The following is a 17,625-nucleotide window of genomic DNA, read 5'->3' on the forward strand; positions in this document are numbered from 1 at the left end:
ACAAGGCATCAGGCCCCGGTCTCGGCTGCCGCCTCCTCGACGCCGGCTTCCGCTCGCCTGGCGCGGTCGCTGGCCAGAAGCACGACGGGACAAGCGACGGCGGCCAGCACCGCGGTCGCCGTGTCGCCGAAGAACAGCTCTTCGCCTGGCCGCTGCGTGACGCCCATCACCACCATGGCGGCGCCCTTGCCCGCCTCCCTGGCGATCGCCCTGTCCGGCGTGGCGCGCGTCCTGATCGCGGTTTCGACGGCAACGCCATAGCGGTCGGCGAGATCGGCGACATCCTTGAGCACGGCCTCCTCGCGGCGGTGCGAAACCGAGCTTGGCGGGCTGCCCTTGCGGGCCTGCGAGACATAGAGGGCTTTCACGCGGGCCCGGTGCGGCCGCGCCAGGGCGAGCGCGAAATCGGCCGCGCGCCGCGCGACCTCGGTGCCGTTGACGGGAACCAGAATGGTCGCGCCGGCGCGCAGCAACGGCATCTTGCCGCTGGATTTGGCGCCGTTCAGCACCAGGCAGAGCGGGCCGTCGAAGCCGCTGGTGATATCCTTCAGGGTACCGCTGAAGGTGCCTTTGTCGGTCATCGCGTCGTCCAGCCCGGCCAGCAGAAGGCCGTAGCCCTTGCGGGCTTCGGCGGCGATCGTTTCGGTGGTGGCCTGAAGCTCGGTGCGGGCCGTGAGGTGGACCTTGTCTACGGGCGTATCCTCGGCCTTGCGGACAGCCCTGGCGCTTCTGGCCGCCCCCTTCTTGACCTGCTGCGAGGCCCGCTCGGGACCTTTGTCGCGGGCAGGGCCGGGCAGTTGCCCGCCCTCCAGGTGGAGCAGCGTGGTCGGCATGCCGCTGCCGCCGCCGACGAGGCCGCCGAGATAGGCGGTGAACTTGCCGACCGGGCTGTCGTCGACGAGCAGTAGCAACCGCTCCAGCTTGGAGACGAAGCCGCGCTCGTCGAGCAGTTCGCGGTCGACGCGCTGCTTTTCCGCATCGCCGACCGGCAGCCGGCCGAGCGCCCAGCGCAGCATCGGCGGCATGGCCAGCGTGGTGATGACGGCCATGGTGACGATCATCGTGAACAGATTGTGGGAGAGGATGTTCATCGACAGGCCGATCGAGGCGACGATGACCTCGGTCGAGCCGCGCGCGTTCATAGCGCTGCCGATGGCGGTGGACTCCTTCAGCGACATGCCGGCCAGCCGGCCGCCGAGGAAGGCGCCCGAGAATTTGCCGATGCTGGCGATCAGCACCAGCGCCAGCGTCAGCAGCGCCAGCGTGGGGTCGGCAAGCACGGTCAGGTCCGCGGACAGGCCGGCCATGCCGAAGAACACCGGCATGAACAGCGCCGTGATGACGCCGCGCAACTGGCTCTCTATGTGGTTGGACAGGATCGGCGATTCCCCGACCAGTATGCCGGCGACAAAGGCGCCGAGCACGGTGTGCACGCCGATCAGGTTGGTGATCAGCGCCATCACGCCCATGATGATGAGGATGACCGATATGACGGCGTATTCGCTGCGGAAACTATCATTGCTCCAGCGGATCAGGGTGAACACCACGCGGCGGCCGATGGTGAAGGAAAACACCATGAACAGCGCCACTTCGGCCACCGTCGTGATGAGCGGCACCACTTGCAGGCTGCCATTGGTGGCGATGCCGAAGGTGACGGCGATGATCAGCCAGCCGAACGTGTCCTCGATGATCGCCGAGGAGACGATGATCTGGCCGAGGTTGCGGCGCATGAAGTTCATCTCGCGCACCACCATGGCGACGATCTTGACCGAGGAGATCGACAGCGCCGTGCCAAGGAACAGTCCGGCCACGATGCGCTCGGTCGGCTCGGGCAGAAGGGAATCCGGCAGCACCTGCGCCAGCGCGAAGCCGCAGGCAAAAGGCACGACGACGCCGGTGATCGAGATCGAAAAGCAGGCCGCACCCACCCGCCGCACGAGGCGCAGGTCCGTCTCCATGCCGGTCAGCAGCAGGAGCAGCAGGATGCCGAGCTGCGAGACGGCATCGATCATGCTTTTCTGCGCTGGGTCGGTGGAAAAGATCAGGTGCTGCGCGTCGGGCCAGAGCCAGCCGAACAGCGACGGCCCGAGCAGGATGCCGCCAATCAGCTGGCCCATGATCGCCGGCTGGCGATAGCGCTGGAAGATCTCGCCAAGGCCACGGCCGACCAGAAGCAGGAGCACGATCTCGGCGACGAACAGCCCTTCGGCCGAGCCGCCCATGCCAGAGGCGTGACCGCCCTGGGCGGCCAGCGCGTGGCTTGCCGGTGCCAGAAGGAGAATGGCCAGCGAAAAGGCGACCGCGGCGCCGTGCGACCTCGTTGCCGTTAGGTGGATCATGGGTCCCTTCAAGACGCCGCCGCGGACTGACCATAATAACGCGCGGCTGACCTTTGCGTTGCAGCCATCCGTCGCGAGTTATTGCGTCAGATATCGAACTCAGACGTGGACGTCGCCGAAGGAGAGCTCGCCGTCATCGCCCGGCGTCAGGAAGGCGGCCGCCACCAGTCCGGCATAGAGGAAGGCAACCACGGCGACGATGGCCGCGCCTGGAACGGGACCGAGCGCCGCCGCGCCGACGGCCTCGCGCAATGTGCCGACAAAGCCGACCGGCGCGCCCTGGTTGATCAGGCTCGGCGTCGACAGTTTGAGGATCCAGGCGAGCAGCAGGATCAGCATCATGTGCAGGTAGTTGCGGCGCAAACGGCGCGCCAGCGCCACTCGCTGCGAGACCAGGAATTTCGGCGTGCGCAGGCTCTCGCCGAGGATCAGCAGCCAGTCGGAAGCAAAATCGGGCTGCGGCGAGAAGATCTGCGCGAAATAATGGCGCTCGAACTGGCGCACGCGGGCGCGGTAGACATCGAAGAAGCGGTAGCGGCGCGCCTCGATCCACAACAAGAGCAGCACCAGCAGCATGGCGAACAGCAGCACGCCGTGATGGGCGCTGGCCGTCGACAGCGACACCGACAGCATCGCCGCGACAACCGTGATCGCCCAATTGCTGGTGCGGTCCAGGCGGTCGCGCCAGCCGGCCATGCGGGCGATCTCGGCGCGATGGAAATGGGACATCACGGTGACCAGTTCGCCTGGCAAAAGCGTCCTGCCGACGGGGGTTGCCGGCGCATCGTTCATGACTTCCTCCCAACCTGATCAAACGTTCCGGGAGCGATGTCGTTCCATGGCGCCGTGGCCCCGCGCCAAATGGGGCGGTGTTCCCCGCGCAGTAAGTTGCCTTCGGATGTCGCGGCGGGGCGGAACTCATTCAGGCGCCGGCGGGACAGCGCCCCCCTCTGTCCTGCCGGACATCTCCCCCGCTTGGGGGAGATTGGCAGCGTCGGCTCCGGCGCCCAGGGCAGCCTCTTGAGTATCTGTCTCCGCTGAGCAACATAGCGGCCATGGCCGAGGCACGAAAATGAACAAGCCGATTTCCGCCGCACCGCGCAGATCCGCGCTTCGCAAATCGCCGATGGCGCTGACCGAGGCGCTGGTGGCGCGCACCTTGCGCGCGGTCCAGGATGCCGGGCCGACGCCGGGCATGGTCTATATGACTGACCAGGATTATGCGCGGTTTCGCGACGAGATCCTGGCCAGCGCGCCGGCCGGGCCGCTGAAGCTGTTCGCCTATGGCTCGCTGCTGTGGAAGCCGGCAGGGGAGGTGCGGGGTGGCGAACGGGCGGTGGCGCGCGGCTGGCACCGGTCGTTCTGCTTCACCGTGCAGCGCTTTCGCGGCACGCTCGATCAGCCCGGCCTGATGATGGCGCTCGACCGTGGCGGCCAGTGCCAGGGCATGGTGTTCGAGATCGCCGAACCGGTAGCCGACAATCTGGAAGCGCTGCTGCGCCGCGAGATGACCATCCTGCCCGCCGTCAACGTGCCGCGCTGGCTGCGGGTCAGCACCGAAGGCGGGATGGGCCAGGCGCTCGGCTTCGTCGTCGATCCCGCCAATCCACGCTATGCCGGCAAGCTCGACAAGCCCGCGGTCGCGGCGACGCTGGCCAGAGCCGTCGGCCACTGGGGCTCGGGCGCGCAATATCTGTTCGAGACGATCCGCCACCTCGACGCCTGCGGCATCCGCGATCGCAACCTGTGGCAATTGCAGGAACTGGTGGCGCGGGAGATCGGGCGGAGCCACGTCCGCTGAGAAACCGGAAGCCGGCGCCGCGCGAATGCGCCTGCGTGAACAGGAAATAGCTGACGACCGCCGAAGGGCGGGGGGCGGGGTATCGACGGTCGCCTGAGCGGAAGGGGCCATGGATTGAGCAAACTGCGTTGCGGCAGGCCCTAACCTATAATAGCTGATTCGGCCAAGATGAACAGTCTGTTCGTCCGGTTGGGACGAAGCCGCTGTCAACGGGTGAAGGCGATCGCGTCCAGGGGTGAAGGCGATCGCGTCCAGCGCCGAAGGAACTATGTTGCCGTCCATCTCACCGATATTCCTGTCGCTCCATGTTCCGGCTTGACATACATATCCCGGCGGTTATACGTAAACCAATAGCCAACGGGTTATTGATTGCACATGACCGATGCTCACGATGCGCTGTTCAGGACGCTTGCCGACCCAACGCGGCGCGCCATCTTCGAACGATTATGCCGCCAGGGAGAGCAGACCGTGGGCGCGCTGACAATCCAGTCCGGCGTCTCGCAGCCGGCGGTGTCTAAGCATCTCGGCTTGCTGAAGCAGGCCGGGCTGGTGCGCGACCGCCATGAAGGCCGCCAGACGCATTACAGCGCGCAGCTCGCCGCGCTGGCGCCGCTGATGGACTGGACACGCCATATGGCGGGGTTCTGGGAAAGCCGGTTCGACGACCTCGAGGATTTGCTCAAGAGGATGGACCAGTGAACGATAGTGCCCAGGAGACCCGCACTGTCGTCGTCGAGCGGGAAATCTCTCATCCGCCGGAGAAACTCTGGCGCGCGCTGACGCAACCGCATCTGATCGAGGAGTGGCTGATGAAGAACGATTTCAATCCGGTCGTGGGCCATCGCTTCAACATCAGCGCTGACTGGGGCGGCGTGCTGGACTGCGAGGTGCTTGCCGTCGAGCCGCACAAGACGCTGTCCTACACCTGGAACCTGGCGCACCAGGATCCGGCCTTCGATCTCAGGAGCGTGGTGACTTTCACGCTCACCCCGACGTCAACGGGAACCCATCTGCGCATGGAGCAGGCCGGTTTCCGGCCCGACCAGAGACGGGCCTATGGCGGCGCCAAGGTGGGGTGGCCGCAATTCCTGGAGAAGCTGGAAGAGCTTCTGGCGCGAACGGACTGAGGTCTCCGGCCAGGCCGAAAGCCACACAGCACTGTTAAAGGGCGGTTCTCCGCCAGCAAAACCCATGGAGAGAAAGCGATGAAACTCAAACTGACCAGCATTTATGTCGACGATCAGGAAAAGGCGCTGGCCTTCTATACCGATGTGCTGGGCTTCACCAAGAAAGCCGATTTCAGCAACGGGCCGTTCCGCTGGCTGACGGTCGTCTCGGCCGAAGAGCCCGACGGGACCGAATTGCAGCTGGCGCTGAATGAGAACCCGGCGGCCAAGGCCTACCAGCAGGCGATCTTCAAACAGGGCCAGCCGGCGCTGATGCTGTTCACCGACGACATCAAGGCCGACCATGAGCGCATCAAGGCGAATGGCGGTGCCTTCGCCATGGCGCCGACCGCAGTCACCGGCTCGACCATCGCGCAGGTGAATGATGGCTGCGGCAATCTCGTCCAGATCACGGAGCTGGCGCGCTGGTAAGGGGCGCCGGGTTTCAACGCATAGTGCAAGAGGAGGTAGCATTGGACTGGAGCAAATGGATCAGGCAAACGCATCGCTGGCTGTCGATCATCTTTACGGCAACCGTCGCCGCGAACTTTATCACCATGGCGTTCGGGCAGCCTCCCGCCTGGGTGGTCTATTCGCCACTCGTGCCGCTCTTTCTTTTGCTGTTCAGCGGCCTCTATATGTTCGTGTTGCCCTATATTTCCAGGGGACGCAGCGTCCAGCGGGCCAACGGATAGGAAGGAAGCCGCATGGCCAAGACCGAGCGGAAATCGAGCAAGCCCGCCAACGCCGAGCCGAAGCTGCTTTCCGGCGGCAACCCGCAGATCGCCAAAGGCTATGGCGATGCCTCGGTGCAGGCCTATATCGAGGCCATGCCGGGCTGGAAACGCGAGGTCGGCCAGCGCCTCGACGCGCTCATAGAGCGCGCCGTGCCCGGTGTCCACAAGGCGGTCAAATGGAACTCGCCCTTCTACGGCGTCGAAGGCGAGGGCTGGTTCCTCGGCATCCATTGCTTCACCAAGTACATCAAGGTGGCTTTCTTTCGCGGCCAGTCGCTGGACCCGGTGCCGCCGGTCGCGTCCAAGAGCAGGGATACGCGCTATGTCCACATCCATGAGGACGAGGCGTTCGACGAGGCGCAGTTCAGCGCCTGGGTGAAGCAGGCCAGCCAATTGCCTGGCGAGCGCATGTGAGCGCGCTATTTCCAGCGTTTGAAGGAGAAACGGAATGACGACCACCGGACTGCAGGACAGCAAATCTCCCTCCGAGCTGATCGACGGCAGGATCAGGGAACTCGGCGACTGGCGCGGCGAGATGCTGGGGCGGCTCCGCGCGCTGATCCATCAAGCCGATCCCGACGTGGTCGAGACGTGGAAATGGCGCGGTGTGCCGGTGTGGGAGGATGCCGGCATGATCTGCACGGGCGAGACCTACAAGGCCGTCGTCAAGCTGACCTTCGCCAAGGGTGCCGCGCTGCCCGATCCGGCACGGCTGTTCAACTCCAGCCTCGAAGGCAATACGCGCCGCGCCATCGACTTCCAGAAGGGCGAAGAGATCGACGAGGAGGCCTTCAAGGCGCTGGTGCACGCCGCCGTGGCTTTGAACAAATCGAAGGCCAGGCGTTAGATCCGCTGTGTCACAGTCCTGTCGATAGAGACCGGCGTCGGCGCTGCCCCTCACTGTCCTGCCGGACATCTCTCCCCGTAAACGGGGCGAGATGGGCTGGCCGCAACGCCGGCGCCCGGTCGTTCTCTTTCATCGTCCGGCGCATCGGCTTCGGCATGTTCCTGTTCGAGCGGCCAAGGCGTCTGCGGTCAGCCGTCCCGCAGCCAGACCAGCATCTCGCCGGGCTCGCGGTTGTCCCAGGCGAAATAGGGGATGGCGGTCAGGCGCGTCTCGACCTTAGCCGGCGGTTCGGAGCGATAGAGCCCGTCCCGCCAGCCGTCGCCGGCATCGGCTTGCGCCGTGGCTGAAAGCGTCACCACACCGCCGAGCAGGTCCGGCTCGTCATGCGCCTCTATGCCGGCCGTACGCGGCAGGGTCAGGCGATGCAGGCTGGTGTCATTGTCGGTCGCCTCGACGCAGTAGATCAGCGGCCCGCGCGACAGCGCGACGCGGCCGGCATCCTGCCGGACCTCGGGATTGGCGTAGAGCCGCTCGATCGGCATTTCGAGATCGAGCCGGACACGGTCGCCCTTTGTCCAGTTGCGCCGGATGGCGGCGTAGCCGTCGCTGGTCAGTTCCTCGAGGTCGACCGCTTCACCGTTGATTTCCAGCCTGGCACCGGAACTCCAGCCCGGCACCCGCAAATGCAGCGTGAACGCCACCGGCGCCTGCGGCTCGACCGTGATCTCGAGCGCGCCATCCCAGGGATAGCGGCTCGCCTGCGTCAGCGTGACCGGCACGCCCGATATGTCGAAGCGGGCGGTGGAGTCGCCGTAGAGGTGAACCGCAAGGGCGTCGTCGGCCAGGCTGTAGAAATAGCTGCCGATGGAGGCCACCATGCGCCCGACATTGGGCGGGCAGCAGGGGCAGCGGTGCCATTTCCATCTGTTGTGCTTGCCCCGGCTTTCCAGCGGGTTCTCGTAGAAGAACAGCGAGCCGTCGAGCGACAGGCCGGAGATGGAACCATTGTAGAGCGCGCGTTCCATCATGTCGGCGTAGCGGGCGTTCGGCCCCATGCCGAGCATGCGGCTCGCCCAGAACACCAGCCCGACCGAGGCGCAGGTCTCGGCATAAGCGGTTTCGTTGGGCAGGTCGTAGTCGCTGGTGAAACCCTCATTGTGCGCCGACGGACCGAGCCCGCCGGTGATGTAGAGGTTCTTGGTGGTGAGGTCGTCCCAGAGGCGGTCGAGCGCCACCCGCAGCGTGTCGTCGCCATATTCGGTGGCGATGTCGGCCATGCCCGAATAGAGATACATGGCCCGCACCGCATGGCCGACGACCTTGTCCTGCTCGCGCACCGGAATGTGCGACTGGCTGTATTCGTAGGTCTTGAAGTGATAGGCCTTCGGGTCGGCGCCTCGGGCGCGCGCCTCCTCGTCGAAATAATGCGGCTGCTGGCCGCGCTGGTCGATGAAGTATTTGGCCAGCACCATGTACTTTTGTTCGCCCGTCACCCGCGCCAGCTTGACCAGCGCCAGCTCGATCTCCTCATGGCCGCAATAGCCCTTCTTCTTGCCGGGCTCGGGCCCGAGCACCGAAGCGATGTGGTCGGCGTAGCGGCACATGATGTCGAGCAGCTTGCGCTTGCCCGTCGCCTGGTAGTAGGCGACCGCACCCTCGATCAGGTGGCCGGCACAATAGAGCTCGTGGCAATCGCGCAGATTGGTCCAGCGCTTGCCGGGCTGGATGCGCTGATACCAGCTGGAGAGATAGCCGTCCTCCTGCTGCAGCCTGCCGTACATGTCGATGACGGCGTCGATCTTGTTCTCCAGTTCGGGGTTCTTGCGCCGGTAGAGCGAATAGGCCGCGGTCTCGATCGTCTTGCCGAGATCGGAATCCCAGAACATCTGCGTGGTCACCGTCGAGCCGGTGAAGCCGGGGGAGGCCGCCTCGTCGGGCGACGGCGAATGGAAGGGAATGACAATTCCCGGCGAGGGGCGGTCGGGGTCGATCTGCTCCAGCATGCGCGCCTCCACGCAGCGGTCGTAGAGGATATCGGCGGTGCGTGTCGCGACCGCCTCGGCGCGGTCGCCCCAGAAGCCGCGCACGTCGACCTGCGGCACCGGCAGCGGGCGGAAGGCGAGCTTGGGCTTGCCCGTTCTAGCCGTTCTTGCGGTTTGCGATGCGGTCATGAACTCACTCCAATTCGGTCTGTTATTTGACGGCCCCGGCCATCAGGCCGCGGATGTAGAAGCGCTGCAAAGCGAGGAACAGGATCAGGCACGGCACCATCATCACGGTGACGCCCGCCTGCACGGCGCCCCAGTCGATGGCGCCGAAGCGGCCCGATTGAAGCGCGGTCATCATCACCGGCAGCGTGAATTTGGACTGGTCGGTCATCAGCACCAGGGCGGCGAGGAACTCGTTCCAGGCGCCGAGGAAGGCAAACAGCGCGATGGTGACGACGCCAGGCCAGACCAGCGGCAGCATGACCTTTATGAGCATGGTGGCGTTGCCGGCGCCGTCCATGCGCGCGGCCTCCTCGATCTCGCGCGGCACCGCGTCGAAGGCGTTGCGCATCATGAAGATCGAGAACGGCAGCTGCAGCGTCACATAGACGCCGACCAGCCCGGTCAGCGTATTGTGCAGGCCAAGCTTGGTCAGCACCAGGAAGATCGGCGTCAGGATCGACTGGAACGGAATCATGATCGTCGACAGGATGAGGACGAAGAACAGATCCTTCAGGGGAAACCGAAAGCGCGAAAAACCGTAGCCGGCGAGCACGCTGACGATGACCGACAATATGACCGTCATCACCGAGACATAGATGCTGTTCTGCGCCGAGACCCACAGCCCGTCGCCGAAGCTGTTCAACGTGGCGTAGTTTTCCAGCGAGAACCCGGACGTCGGCCAGGGCGGCAGCGGCGGCAGGCGGGCCTCCTGCGCCGGCTTGAAGGCCGACAGCACCGTCCACACGATCGGCGCCACGAACAGCACCGAGGCGATGATGCCGGTGGAGTGCCTGGCCAAGCGCGCGGCGAGCTTGCCTCTGCCTGACATCGCCTGCGCCATCAGTCGAGCCCCTCGGGCTTGCGCAGCAGCCAGAGCTGGACGAGGCTGAGCGCCACAAGGATGACCAGCAGCACCATGGAAAGCGCGGCGCCGTAACCCAGCTTGAACGAGACGAAGGACTGGTTGAAGATCCAGTAGACCGCCGTCAGCGTCTGGTTGCGAGGGCCGCCGCGCAGGATGATGTAGAACTGGTCGAAGGCAAGGATGGAACCGGCCACCGAGAGGATGAGCGCCAGCGCCAGCGTGCGGCGCATCAGCGGCAGGGTGATCGCCCGGAACCGCGCGAACGGTCCGGCGCCGTCGATGACGGCTGCCTCCTGCAGGTCCTGCGGGATCGATTGCAGGCCGGTCATCAGGATGATCATGGTGAAGCCGGCGACCTTCCACACCACCATGGCGATGATCGACCAGAAGGCCGGCTGGAAGGTGGCGAGCAGGTTGAATTTTCTGTCGATTAGGCCGAGGTCGTAGGCGGCGGGGCTGAACAGGCCGGAATCGACGTTGAGGAGCCATGACCAGAGCAGGCTCGCCGAGGCAAAGCCGACCACCGCCGGCATGAAGAACATGGTGCGGTAGAGGTTGGTGAACGGGCGCGGCCGCTCGATGAAGATCGCCAGCGGAAAGGCGACGGCGAAAATCGCGATGGTGACGACCAGCGTGTAGTAGCCGGTGAATCTCAGCGCGTTCCAGAACCTGGTGTCGCGCAGGATCGCCCAGTAATTGCCGAGGCCGATGAAGGAGTGCTCGCCCATCAGCGGCCAGTTGTGCAGCGACATCCAGGCCGTCATGCCAAGCGGTATGACGAAGAACAGCATGACCAGCGCCACCGCCGGCGCGACATAAAGCAGGCCGATCCATTGCCGGCGCCCGGCACCGACGAGTTTTCGGGCGCGAGGCGGGGCGGTGGTTGTGGTGATGGCGGTCATGGGTTGCCCTTTCCTTCTCCCCTTGTGGGGTGAGCGGCCGGTTCGCCGAAGGCGAATTCATCGTGCCAGTGGCACGATGAAAGGCCAGCGAACGCCGGGACGCTGCGAAGCAGCGGGGACCCGGCAGGGTGGATCGGCCACCCCCCGGCCCTTCGCAGGCTCAGGGCGTTCGAAGCTCGAAAAGCCAAGCAGTTGGCTTTTCGTCCGCTGCGCGGACCGCTTCTCACCCCACAAGGGGAGAAGGGGGAGCGAGCCTTGCCACGCACCGAATTCGTGATAAAAGTGAGGTTTCTCAATGCGATAGCCTGCTATTTGAATCAAAACAATTTCCGGCCACCCGCCCAGGGAGACAGGCGGGCGGCCGGCAGGCGTGCATTTACTTCTGCGGCGCCTGGTCGATGATCGACTGCATGGTCTCCTGGGCGTTAGCGATCGCGCCGTCGACGTCGTCGCCGAAGAAGACCTCGTTGATCATCTGCGTCCACGGGCCGTTGGCGGAGTTGATCAGGTCGTTGAAGACCACCGAATAGGGCGTCTTGCCCTTGGCCATCGCCTCGGCGGCGATCTGGTAGCGCGGATCGAGATCCTTGAGCGCGTCCTTGGCGATGTCGCCGCGCACCGGCAGGCTGCCGTATTTGGCGAGGATCGTCTGGCCTTCGAGCGAATAGGCGAAGTCCAGGAACTCCTTCACCACGGCGAGTTTCTTGGTGCCCTTGGTGACGACGAAATTGTCGCCGCCGGCAAAGGACGACCAGTTGCCATCCTTGCCCGGCAGGAAGGTGACGCCGTAGTCGACATTGGGATACTGCGTGTTGAGCGCGCCGATGGCGAAGGCGCCGGATGGCGAGATGCCGATATTGCCGGCGGCGAAGGCGGCAAAGAAATTGGCGCCGGTGTCGGTCTGCGCGCCCGCCGGCACCAGGTCCTTCTTGACCATGGAGCGGTAGAGATCGATGGCGCCACGCAGCTGCGGGCTGTCCAGCGTCGCCTTCGAGCCGTCCTCCGACAGGATGTCGCCGCCCGAGGCCCAGATCAGCGGCGTGAAGGTGAAGATGTTGCAGCCGCCGCAATTGCCGGAGAAGTAGAAGCCCTTGATGTTGCCGCCAAGCGCATTGACCTTCTCGGCGTCGGCTTCGATCTCGGCCCAGTTGGCGGGACCTTTCTCGGGGTCGAGGCCTGCCTGCTTGAACAGCTTCTTGTTCCAGATCAGCACCGAGGCGTCGGCCGAGAAGGGCAAGCCGTAAATATGGTCCTTGTAAGTGCCGGTCTTCACATGCGCCGGCGACAGGCTGGAAAAATAGGGCAGGGACTTCGCCCAGTCGGTGATGTCCTCCAGCTGGCCGGCGGCGGCGAAGGAGGGCGTGTAGATCAGGTCGAGCGACAGCGCGTCGGGCGCCGTACCGCCGGCGGCCGCCGCGCCATATTTCGGGATGATCTCGGCATTGGGGATGATGTCGAGCTTGACCTGATCCTTGTTCGCCTTGTTGAAGGCGTCGACGATCCTTGGCATGAAGTTCGAGCCGTCGGCGCGTACCCAGATATTGGCGGTATCGGCGGCGGCAAATTGCAGGCCGCAGCCCAGAACGGCGGCCGTAAGGCCCAGTTTGGCAATCAAAGTCCTCATGTTCTCCTCCTCCACATTTGGCCGCGATCCGCGGCTTGCCGCCGATTGCGGCGCTTCGTTTGTCAGCCGTCTTTCTCAACCATCCGGCAGGCGGCCGCAGGACTGCCGCACCACCAGCCGGCACGGCAGTTTTCTGATACCTGGCGTGGCGGATTTGCCGCCGACCAGGGAAAGCAGGGTCAGCCCGGCCTCGCGGCCGAGTGCTGCCAGGTTCATGTCGACCGAGGTCAGCGGCGGGCGGGTCGCCTCCGCCACGATCTCCCAATTGTCGAAGCCGATGACGCCGACATCATTAGGCACGCCGAGGCCTCGTTCGCGCAACGCATCGATGACGCCGCGCGCGATCTGATCGTTGCCACAGAAGACGGCGTCCGGCTTTTTTCCTCTGCCGTCGAAGAGCCGCGCCACCGCCTCATGCCCCCAGGCTTCCGACCAGGAGCCGAGCAGCGGCTCGATCACCGGCAGGCCGTTTTCCGTCAACACGGCGCGGTAAGCCTGCGCCCGTTCGTGCACCACGGCAAAGCTCGCCGGCCCGCTGACATGGGCGATGCGCTTGCGGCCGAGCCGGCAGAAATGCTCGATCGCCAGCCGCGCTCCGTCGCCGTCGTCGGAGACGAAGGCAACGGCGTCGGGATCGGGCTGGGTGAAGGCGTAGATCACCGGGACGCGCAGATTGGCGAGGTCGACCGGCAAATGGCGGTCGATGCGTTTGCCGGTGGCGATGATGCCGTCGACGCGCTTGTCGAGCATGGCCTCGACATGGAGCTGGCCGAGGCGCTGATCCTCCTCGACATTGCACAGGAACACCGAAACGCCGGCATCGACCAGCGCGTCCGATATGCCCGACATCAGCGGCAGCGAGAAACGGCCATAGGTATCGTTGGTGAGCAGGCCGACGGTGAAGGAGCGGCGTCTGAGCAGGCTCTGCGCCAGGCCGTTGGGACGAAAACCCAGGCTGCGCGCCGTCTCACGGATGCGCTCGCGGGTCTCGGCCGTCATGCGCCCCTGGTCGTTGAGCGCTTTCGAGGCGGTGGCGACGCTGACGCCGGCCTGCGCGGCCACGTCACGCAAGGTGACGGGCTTGGGAAAGACCGGAACTGGCAGGTCGTCCAATGCCATCGCGGCAAGAATCCTTAGTTGGGAAAAGGTTTTCCCTTACCGATCGGAACAAGGCCCGGCCAGTGGCCGAGCCTGATCGGGAACATCTGGAAAAACCTTTTCTCAACTCAAGGCTAGGCCAGATCGAAGGGCTGATCAAGGGGAAAAGTTGTGGTCGCTGGCGAGATCGAATTTCGCGACGGGTGCCGCCAATCGGGGGTCACCGTTGGCCGCGCGCGCCAGCTGAAAGGATCCGACATCTCCCGGACCGATCGGCAGGCGGCGCCGATTTGGTATGCAAGGAGTTCGCGAAAGGGTGCTATGGAGGGGCCGGGCATCCCTTTGCCGGGGAGCCCATCTCGCGACATTCGAGGTCAGTTTCGTGCGTGAACCGTCGCTCTTGCCCGTCTTTGGAAAACTTGGCGTCAAGGCACCGGTCGCCGTCCTTCCGGTGCCGGTCCGGCCGGCGGGTCTTGCGGCGCGACTGCGGCAGGCCCTGGCCTCGCATGGCGCCACGGCGCTGCAACTGTCGGTCGTCGTATGGACAGTCGCTATCCTCGGCGCCGCATTTCTCTTCGCGCGAGGCTAGCCGCATGGCCAACCGTTACGCACTGCGCATGGACTTGCCTCAAAGCTGGGCCATCATCGATGTCTTTACCGGCCAGCCCGCGGTGGTCAGGCAAAGGGTGATGGTCGGCATGAGCCCGCAGGATGCCAACGCGCTGGTCGATCAGATGAATATCCGCGACGTCAAGCGACGGGAGAGGGCCGAGCGTAAGTCCTGACCTGGCCAACGTTTGCAGAGGGCGGCACTTGGCGCGGGCAAGATCCCGCCGCACCGCAAATCAGAGGATTCCCGTGAGAGCCAGCCTGAAGCAGAAGATACTGGAGGTCTGTGACCGCAGGATTTCCGAAAAAGGGCCCAGCGTCGGCGTGTCGTTCTATGCGTTCTTCGCCAACAAGAACGACGACCCCGAGTTGCTGATGGAAGTCGCCGAATGGTGGATCAGAACCCACCGCCTCGACCATTTTGAAAAGGCTGCGAAGATACGCACGATGGTCGCGGACCTCGGCTGATCAGCCGAAATCGGCGGCCGTCAGCACATACAGGCTCTTGTGGGTGCGGCCGTAGGCCTTGGCGGCGACGTCGTGGATAGTGGAACTCGACCTGTCGAAGGCGGCAAGATAGCCGGCCTCGTCGGCGGCGGTGTTCGGCTGTATCCTGGTCATGGCGTCGGCGGCCACCGAGAAGGAAATCTGGAACATGCCGTCATGGCCGACGAAACGAATGCGTTGGCCAGCCACGTCATAGCTGCGGCTGCTATTGGGAAAGGTCAGGCTCATGTCTTGACCCCCGTTGCGGCGGCCTTCTTCACCACTCGCTTCTTCTTCGGCGTCGGGTTCAGCGCTTCCGCCACGCGGTCGGCTTCTTCCTTGGCCAGCCGCAACTCCCTCAGCCTTGCGGTCTTGATCTCCCTGGCTTTCGCCTCGGACATGTATTCGGCGGTTGCCTTGTTGCGCTCCGCGTTCTTCTTCTGCTTGTCGACAAAGCGGGCTTCAGCTTTTTCCATGATCGTCTGATTGCCGTCGGCCATCGAAGAAATCTCCCTTGCGCATGAAATCGTGAAAACGAACTTGTCCGATAAATAGGCGCTCGGCCGCCAAAATTCAACTTTTTGAAATATTTGACTGATTTCGGATATCAGGAAACCGCGTGCGAAAATAATACTTCCGATATTTAATTCCGTCCCATGATAAATTTTGGCACTCCTATCTATCGAGTGCCAAACCGCCTATACAGAGGGCGCGGCCGCCTATGCCGGCCCCAGAAAGAAGTTCTCATGAAGTTCCGTCCACTCCACGACCGCGTCGTCATCCGGCGCGCCGAAGGCGATACAAAATCCAAGGGCGGCATCATCATTCCCGACAATGCCAAGGAAAAGCCGCAGGAAGGCGAAGTCATTGCCGTCGGTCCGGGGGCACGCGACGAAAAGGGCGCGCTCGTTCCGCTCGACGTCAAGGCCGGCGACTTGATCCTGTTCGGCAAATGGTCGGGAACCGAGGTCAAGATCGACGGCGAAGACCTGCTGATCATGAAGGAAGCCGACATTATGGGCGTCATCGAAAAGGCTGTCGAAGCCAAGAAGGCCGCCTGACTGGAGCGCCGCGCGTTCGGCGCGGCGACTGGCCCCCTCACACTCGAAGGAAAAAATCATGTCTGCCAAGGAAATCAAATTCTCCACCGATGCGCGTGACCGCATGCTGCGCGGCGTCGAAATCCTCACCGATGCGGTGAAGGTGACGCTGGGTCCCAAGGGCCGCAACGTCATCATCGACAAGGCTTATGGCGCCCCGCGCATCACCAAGGATGGCGTCACCGTAGCCAAGGAAATCGAGCTTGCCGACAAGTTCGAGAACATGGGCGCGCAGATGGTGCGCGAAGTGGCCTCGAAGACCAACGACCTCGCCGGTGACGGCACCACGACAGCCACGCTGCTGGCCGCTTCGATCCTGCGCGAAGGCGCCAAGCTGGTCGCCGCCGGCATGAACCCGATGGATTTGAAACGCGGCATCGACCAGGCCGTCGCCGCCGTCGTCGGGGAAATCAAGGCGAAGGCCAAGAAGGTCAAGTCGTCGGCCGAGATCGCGCAAGTCGGCACCATTGCCGCCAATGGCGACGCCAGCGTCGGCGAAATGATCGCCAAGGCGATGACCAAGGTCGGCAATGACGGCGTCATCACCGTCGAGGAAGCCAAGACCGCCGACACCGAACTCGACGTCGTCGAAGGCATGCAGTTCGACCGCGGCTATCTCAGCCCCTACTTCGTCACCAATGCCGACAAGATGCGCGCTGAGCTTGAGGATCCCTACATCCTCATTCACGAGAAGAAACTCGGCAATCTGCAGGCGATGCTGCCCATCCTCGAAGCGGTGGTGCAGGGCGGCAGGCCGCTGCTGATCATTTCCGAGGACGTCGAAGGCGAGGCCCTCGCCACCCTGGTCGTGAACAAGCTGCGCGGCGGCCTCAAGGTCGCGGCCGTCAAGGCGCCGGGCTTCGGCGATCGTCGCAAGGCGATGCTGGAAGACATCGCGGTGCTCACATCGGGCCAGATGATTTCCGAGGATCTCGGCATCAAGCTTGAAAACGTCACCGTCGAGATGCTTGGCCGCGCCAAGCGCGTGCTGATCGACAAGGACACCACCACGATCATCGACGGCGCCGGCACCAAGGCGACGATCCAGGCGCGCGTCGCCCAGATCAAGGGCCAGATCGAGGAGACGACGTCGGACTACGACAAGGAAAAGCTGCAGGAGCGGCTGGCCAAGCTGTCGGGGGGCGTTGCCGTCATCCGCGTCGGCGGCGCCACGGAATCGGAAGTGAAGGAAAAGAAGGACCGCGTCGACGACGCGCTGAACGCCACGCGTGCGGCCGTGGAAGAAGGCATCGTGCCAGGCGGCGGCGTCGCCCTGCTTCGTGCCCGGTCGGCGCTGTCAGGCCTGAACGGCGCCAATGCCGATGTCACCGCCGGCATCTCCATCGTGCTTCGCGCGCTTGAGGCGCCGATCCGCCAGATCGCCGAGAATTCCGGCGTCGAAGGCTCAATCGTCGTCGGCAAGCTCGCCGACAGCAAGGAACACGATCAGGGCTTCGACGCCCAGAACGAGGTCTACGTCGACATGATCAAGGCTGGGATCGTCGACCCGGCGAAGGTGGTGCGCACGGCATTGCAGGACGCCGGCTCGATCGCGGCCTTGCTGATCACCGCCGAAGCGATGATCACCGACGTCCCGCCGAAGAATGCGGCACCGGCGGGCGGCGGCGGCGGCATGGGCGGCTACTAAGGATTCAGTCGACCTGCGGGGGGCGGCTTCATTGAAGCCGCCTTCCGGGCCTGACCTCAATCAGCCACGCTCACTGAAGTTCGATATTACCGCCGGGGGATTTTCTCCCGGCGCGCAGGCCTCTAGGGCGTAGTGACGATTTAACTACCTGAGCCAGATAGCGATAGCGGCAAGTTTGACAAAGCCCATGAAG

General features: G+C 64.3%; 21 protein-coding genes. 12 read left to right on the forward strand and 9 right to left on the reverse strand.

The window, feature by feature from the left end; translation table 11 throughout:
- Nucleotides 1–8 precede the first annotated feature (8 nt).
- Both O7A60_RS27035 and O7A60_RS27040 read right to left on the reverse strand, forming a co-directional pair.
- Entirely contained in the window at nucleotides 9–2,222 is a 2,214-nt protein-coding gene (locus O7A60_RS27035; RefSeq protein WP_415926862.1) for a cation:proton antiporter domain-containing protein, read from the reverse strand.
- 216 nt (nucleotides 2,223–2,438) lie between these two features.
- Nucleotides 2,439–3,131: a DUF2270 domain-containing protein gene (locus tag O7A60_RS27040; protein WP_337108795.1), complete on the reverse strand. Its 693-nt coding sequence runs from the start codon at nucleotides 3,129–3,131 to the stop codon at nucleotides 2,439–2,441.
- Nucleotides 3,132–3,411: 280 nt separating this feature from the next.
- Between O7A60_RS27040 and O7A60_RS27045 the strand changes: the two genes are divergently transcribed.
- The 7 genes from O7A60_RS27045 to O7A60_RS27075 all read left to right on the forward strand — a co-directional run bounded on the left by O7A60_RS27045 (nucleotide 3,412) and on the right by O7A60_RS27075 (nucleotide 6,890).
- Nucleotides 3,412–4,140 carry a gamma-glutamylcyclotransferase gene (locus O7A60_RS27045; protein WP_337108796.1) on the forward strand — a complete coding sequence of 243 codons (729 nt, stop codon included), beginning with the start codon at nucleotides 3,412–3,414 and terminating at the stop codon, nucleotides 4,138–4,140.
- 375 nt (nucleotides 4,141–4,515) lie between these two features.
- The gene (locus O7A60_RS27050; RefSeq protein WP_027146469.1) at nucleotides 4,516–4,839 is read left to right on the forward strand and encodes an ArsR/SmtB family transcription factor; all 324 of its coding nucleotides are present in this window, start codon (nucleotides 4,516–4,518) and stop codon (nucleotides 4,837–4,839) included.
- Nucleotides 4,836–5,267 carry an SRPBCC family protein gene (locus O7A60_RS27055; protein WP_337108797.1) on the forward strand — a complete coding sequence of 144 codons (432 nt, stop codon included), beginning with the start codon at nucleotides 4,836–4,838 and terminating at the stop codon, nucleotides 5,265–5,267. The genes O7A60_RS27050 and O7A60_RS27055 overlap by 4 nt, the downstream gene beginning before the upstream one ends.
- Before the next feature lie 78 nt (nucleotides 5,268–5,345).
- Complete coding sequence (locus O7A60_RS27060) at nucleotides 5,346–5,738, forward strand: VOC family protein (protein WP_337108798.1); 393 nt, start codon at nucleotides 5,346–5,348, stop codon at nucleotides 5,736–5,738.
- A gap of 41 nt (nucleotides 5,739–5,779) precedes the next feature.
- Nucleotides 5,780–6,001 carry a hypothetical protein gene (locus tag O7A60_RS27065; protein WP_337108799.1) on the forward strand — a complete coding sequence of 74 codons (222 nt, stop codon included), beginning with the start codon at nucleotides 5,780–5,782 and terminating at the stop codon, nucleotides 5,999–6,001.
- Nucleotides 6,002–6,013: 12 nt separating this feature from the next.
- Nucleotides 6,014–6,457: a DUF1801 domain-containing protein gene (locus tag O7A60_RS27070; protein ID WP_337108800.1), complete on the forward strand. Its 444-nt coding sequence runs from the start codon at nucleotides 6,014–6,016 to the stop codon at nucleotides 6,455–6,457.
- Nucleotides 6,458–6,491: 34 nt separating this feature from the next.
- Complete coding sequence (locus O7A60_RS27075; protein WP_027146464.1) at nucleotides 6,492–6,890, forward strand: DUF1801 domain-containing protein; 399 nt, start codon at nucleotides 6,492–6,494, stop codon at nucleotides 6,888–6,890.
- A 188-nt stretch (nucleotides 6,891–7,078) separates the two neighbouring features.
- Here the strand turns inward: O7A60_RS27075 and O7A60_RS27080 are convergent, their stop codons facing one another.
- The 5 genes from O7A60_RS27080 to O7A60_RS27100 form a co-directional block, all read right to left on the reverse strand.
- Nucleotides 7,079–9,061, reverse strand: a complete 1,983-nt coding sequence (locus O7A60_RS27080) for a glycoside hydrolase family 127 protein (protein WP_337108801.1) — start codon at nucleotides 9,059–9,061, stop codon at nucleotides 7,079–7,081.
- A gap of 22 nt (nucleotides 9,062–9,083) precedes the next feature.
- Entirely contained in the window at nucleotides 9,084–9,941 is an 858-nt protein-coding gene (locus O7A60_RS27085) for a carbohydrate ABC transporter permease (protein ID WP_337108802.1), read from the reverse strand.
- A complete protein-coding gene (locus O7A60_RS27090; protein ID WP_140508459.1) occupies nucleotides 9,941–10,867 on the reverse strand; it encodes a carbohydrate ABC transporter permease in 927 nt (308 codons plus the stop codon). Before O7A60_RS27090 ends, O7A60_RS27085 begins: the two co-directional genes overlap by 1 nt.
- A 376-nt stretch (nucleotides 10,868–11,243) precedes the next feature.
- Nucleotides 11,244–12,491 carry an ABC transporter substrate-binding protein gene (locus tag O7A60_RS27095; RefSeq protein WP_140718433.1) on the reverse strand — a complete coding sequence of 416 codons (1,248 nt, stop codon included), beginning with the start codon at nucleotides 12,489–12,491 and terminating at the stop codon, nucleotides 11,244–11,246.
- Nucleotides 12,492–12,566: 75 nt separating this feature from the next.
- Nucleotides 12,567–13,610, reverse strand: a complete 1,044-nt coding sequence (locus O7A60_RS27100; protein WP_337108803.1) for a LacI family DNA-binding transcriptional regulator — start codon at nucleotides 13,608–13,610, stop codon at nucleotides 12,567–12,569.
- Between the two features lie 361 nt (nucleotides 13,611–13,971).
- Between O7A60_RS27100 and O7A60_RS27105 the strand changes: the two genes are divergently transcribed.
- The 3 genes from O7A60_RS27105 (at nucleotide 13,972) to O7A60_RS27115 (ending at nucleotide 14,666) form a co-directional block, all read left to right on the forward strand.
- Nucleotides 13,972–14,178 (forward strand): hypothetical protein, encoded by a 207-nt coding sequence (locus tag O7A60_RS27105; RefSeq protein ID WP_337108804.1) that lies wholly within the window; start codon nucleotides 13,972–13,974, stop codon nucleotides 14,176–14,178.
- Between the two features lie 4 nt (nucleotides 14,179–14,182).
- Nucleotides 14,183–14,374, forward strand: coding sequence for a hypothetical protein (locus O7A60_RS27110; protein ID WP_337108805.1), 192 nt, complete (start codon nucleotides 14,183–14,185; stop codon nucleotides 14,372–14,374).
- Nucleotides 14,375–14,447: 73 nt separating this feature from the next.
- Nucleotides 14,448–14,666 carry a DUF6500 family protein gene (locus O7A60_RS27115; protein WP_337108806.1) on the forward strand — a complete coding sequence of 73 codons (219 nt, stop codon included), beginning with the start codon at nucleotides 14,448–14,450 and terminating at the stop codon, nucleotides 14,664–14,666.
- Here O7A60_RS27115 and O7A60_RS27120 read toward each other — a convergent pair whose 3' ends face one another.
- A complete protein-coding gene (locus O7A60_RS27120; RefSeq protein ID WP_337108807.1) occupies nucleotides 14,667–14,933 on the reverse strand; it encodes a DUF1488 family protein in 267 nt (88 codons plus the stop codon).
- Nucleotides 14,930–15,184 (reverse strand): hypothetical protein, encoded by a 255-nt coding sequence (locus O7A60_RS27125; protein WP_337108808.1) that lies wholly within the window; start codon nucleotides 15,182–15,184, stop codon nucleotides 14,930–14,932. Before O7A60_RS27125 ends, O7A60_RS27120 begins: the two co-directional genes overlap by 4 nt.
- Nucleotides 15,185–15,430: 246 nt before the next feature.
- Here O7A60_RS27125 and O7A60_RS27130 point away from each other — a divergent pair, with 246 nt between their 5' ends.
- Together O7A60_RS27130 and groL are read left to right on the forward strand one after the other, a co-directional pair.
- The gene (locus O7A60_RS27130) at nucleotides 15,431–15,745 is read left to right on the forward strand and encodes a co-chaperone GroES (RefSeq protein WP_027146268.1); all 315 of its coding nucleotides are present in this window, start codon (nucleotides 15,431–15,433) and stop codon (nucleotides 15,743–15,745) included.
- 58 nt (nucleotides 15,746–15,803) lie between these two features.
- Nucleotides 15,804–17,432 carry a chaperonin GroEL gene (gene groL, locus O7A60_RS27135; protein ID WP_337108809.1) on the forward strand — a complete coding sequence of 543 codons (1,629 nt, stop codon included), beginning with the start codon at nucleotides 15,804–15,806 and terminating at the stop codon, nucleotides 17,430–17,432.
- The last annotated feature ends 193 nt before the right edge of the window (nucleotides 17,433–17,625 follow it).

It is taken from the genome of Mesorhizobium salmacidum (SeqCode) (assembly GCF_037179605.1).
Lineage (GTDB): Bacteria > Pseudomonadota > Alphaproteobacteria > Rhizobiales > Rhizobiaceae > Mesorhizobium > Mesorhizobium salmacidum.

What these genes read in the sequence shown, in the direction of transcription:
- O7A60_RS27070 (WP_337108800.1), top strand. Translation starts at nt 6,014, where the DNA reads ATGGCCAAGACCGAGCGGAAATCGAGCAAGCCCGCCAACGCCGAGCCG.
- O7A60_RS27125 (WP_337108808.1), bottom strand. Translation starts at nt 15,184, where the DNA reads ATGGCCGACGGCAATCAGACGATCATGGAAAAAGCTGAAGCCCGCTTT.
- O7A60_RS27075 (WP_027146464.1), top strand. Translation starts at nt 6,492, where the DNA reads ATGACGACCACCGGACTGCAGGACAGCAAATCTCCCTCCGAGCTGATC.
- O7A60_RS27090 (WP_140508459.1), bottom strand. Translation starts at nt 10,867, where the DNA reads ATGACCGCCATCACCACAACCACCGCCCCGCCTCGCGCCCGAAAACTC.
- O7A60_RS27080 (WP_337108801.1), bottom strand. Translation starts at nt 9,061, where the DNA reads ATGACCGCATCGCAAACCGCAAGAACGGCTAGAACGGGCAAGCCCAAG.
- O7A60_RS27060 (WP_337108798.1), top strand. Translation starts at nt 5,346, where the DNA reads ATGAAACTCAAACTGACCAGCATTTATGTCGACGATCAGGAAAAGGCG.
- O7A60_RS27045 (WP_337108796.1), top strand. Translation starts at nt 3,412, where the DNA reads ATGAACAAGCCGATTTCCGCCGCACCGCGCAGATCCGCGCTTCGCAAA.
- O7A60_RS27100 (WP_337108803.1), bottom strand. Translation starts at nt 13,610, where the DNA reads ATGGCATTGGACGACCTGCCAGTTCCGGTCTTTCCCAAGCCCGTCACC.
- O7A60_RS27050 (WP_027146469.1), top strand. Translation starts at nt 4,516, where the DNA reads ATGACCGATGCTCACGATGCGCTGTTCAGGACGCTTGCCGACCCAACG.
- O7A60_RS27130 (WP_027146268.1), top strand. Translation starts at nt 15,431, where the DNA reads ATGAAGTTCCGTCCACTCCACGACCGCGTCGTCATCCGGCGCGCCGAA.
- O7A60_RS27040 (WP_337108795.1), bottom strand. Translation starts at nt 3,131, where the DNA reads ATGAACGATGCGCCGGCAACCCCCGTCGGCAGGACGCTTTTGCCAGGC.
- groL (WP_337108809.1), top strand. Translation starts at nt 15,804, where the DNA reads ATGTCTGCCAAGGAAATCAAATTCTCCACCGATGCGCGTGACCGCATG.
- O7A60_RS27085 (WP_337108802.1), bottom strand. Translation starts at nt 9,941, where the DNA reads ATGGCGCAGGCGATGTCAGGCAGAGGCAAGCTCGCCGCGCGCTTGGCC.
- O7A60_RS27120 (WP_337108807.1), bottom strand. Translation starts at nt 14,933, where the DNA reads ATGAGCCTGACCTTTCCCAATAGCAGCCGCAGCTATGACGTGGCTGGC.
- O7A60_RS27110 (WP_337108805.1), top strand. Translation starts at nt 14,183, where the DNA reads ATGGCCAACCGTTACGCACTGCGCATGGACTTGCCTCAAAGCTGGGCC.
- O7A60_RS27095 (WP_140718433.1), bottom strand. Translation starts at nt 12,491, where the DNA reads ATGAGGACTTTGATTGCCAAACTGGGCCTTACGGCCGCCGTTCTGGGC.
- O7A60_RS27035 (WP_415926862.1), bottom strand. Translation starts at nt 2,222, where the DNA reads ATGGGCGGCTCGGCCGAAGGGCTGTTCGTCGCCGAGATCGTGCTCCTG.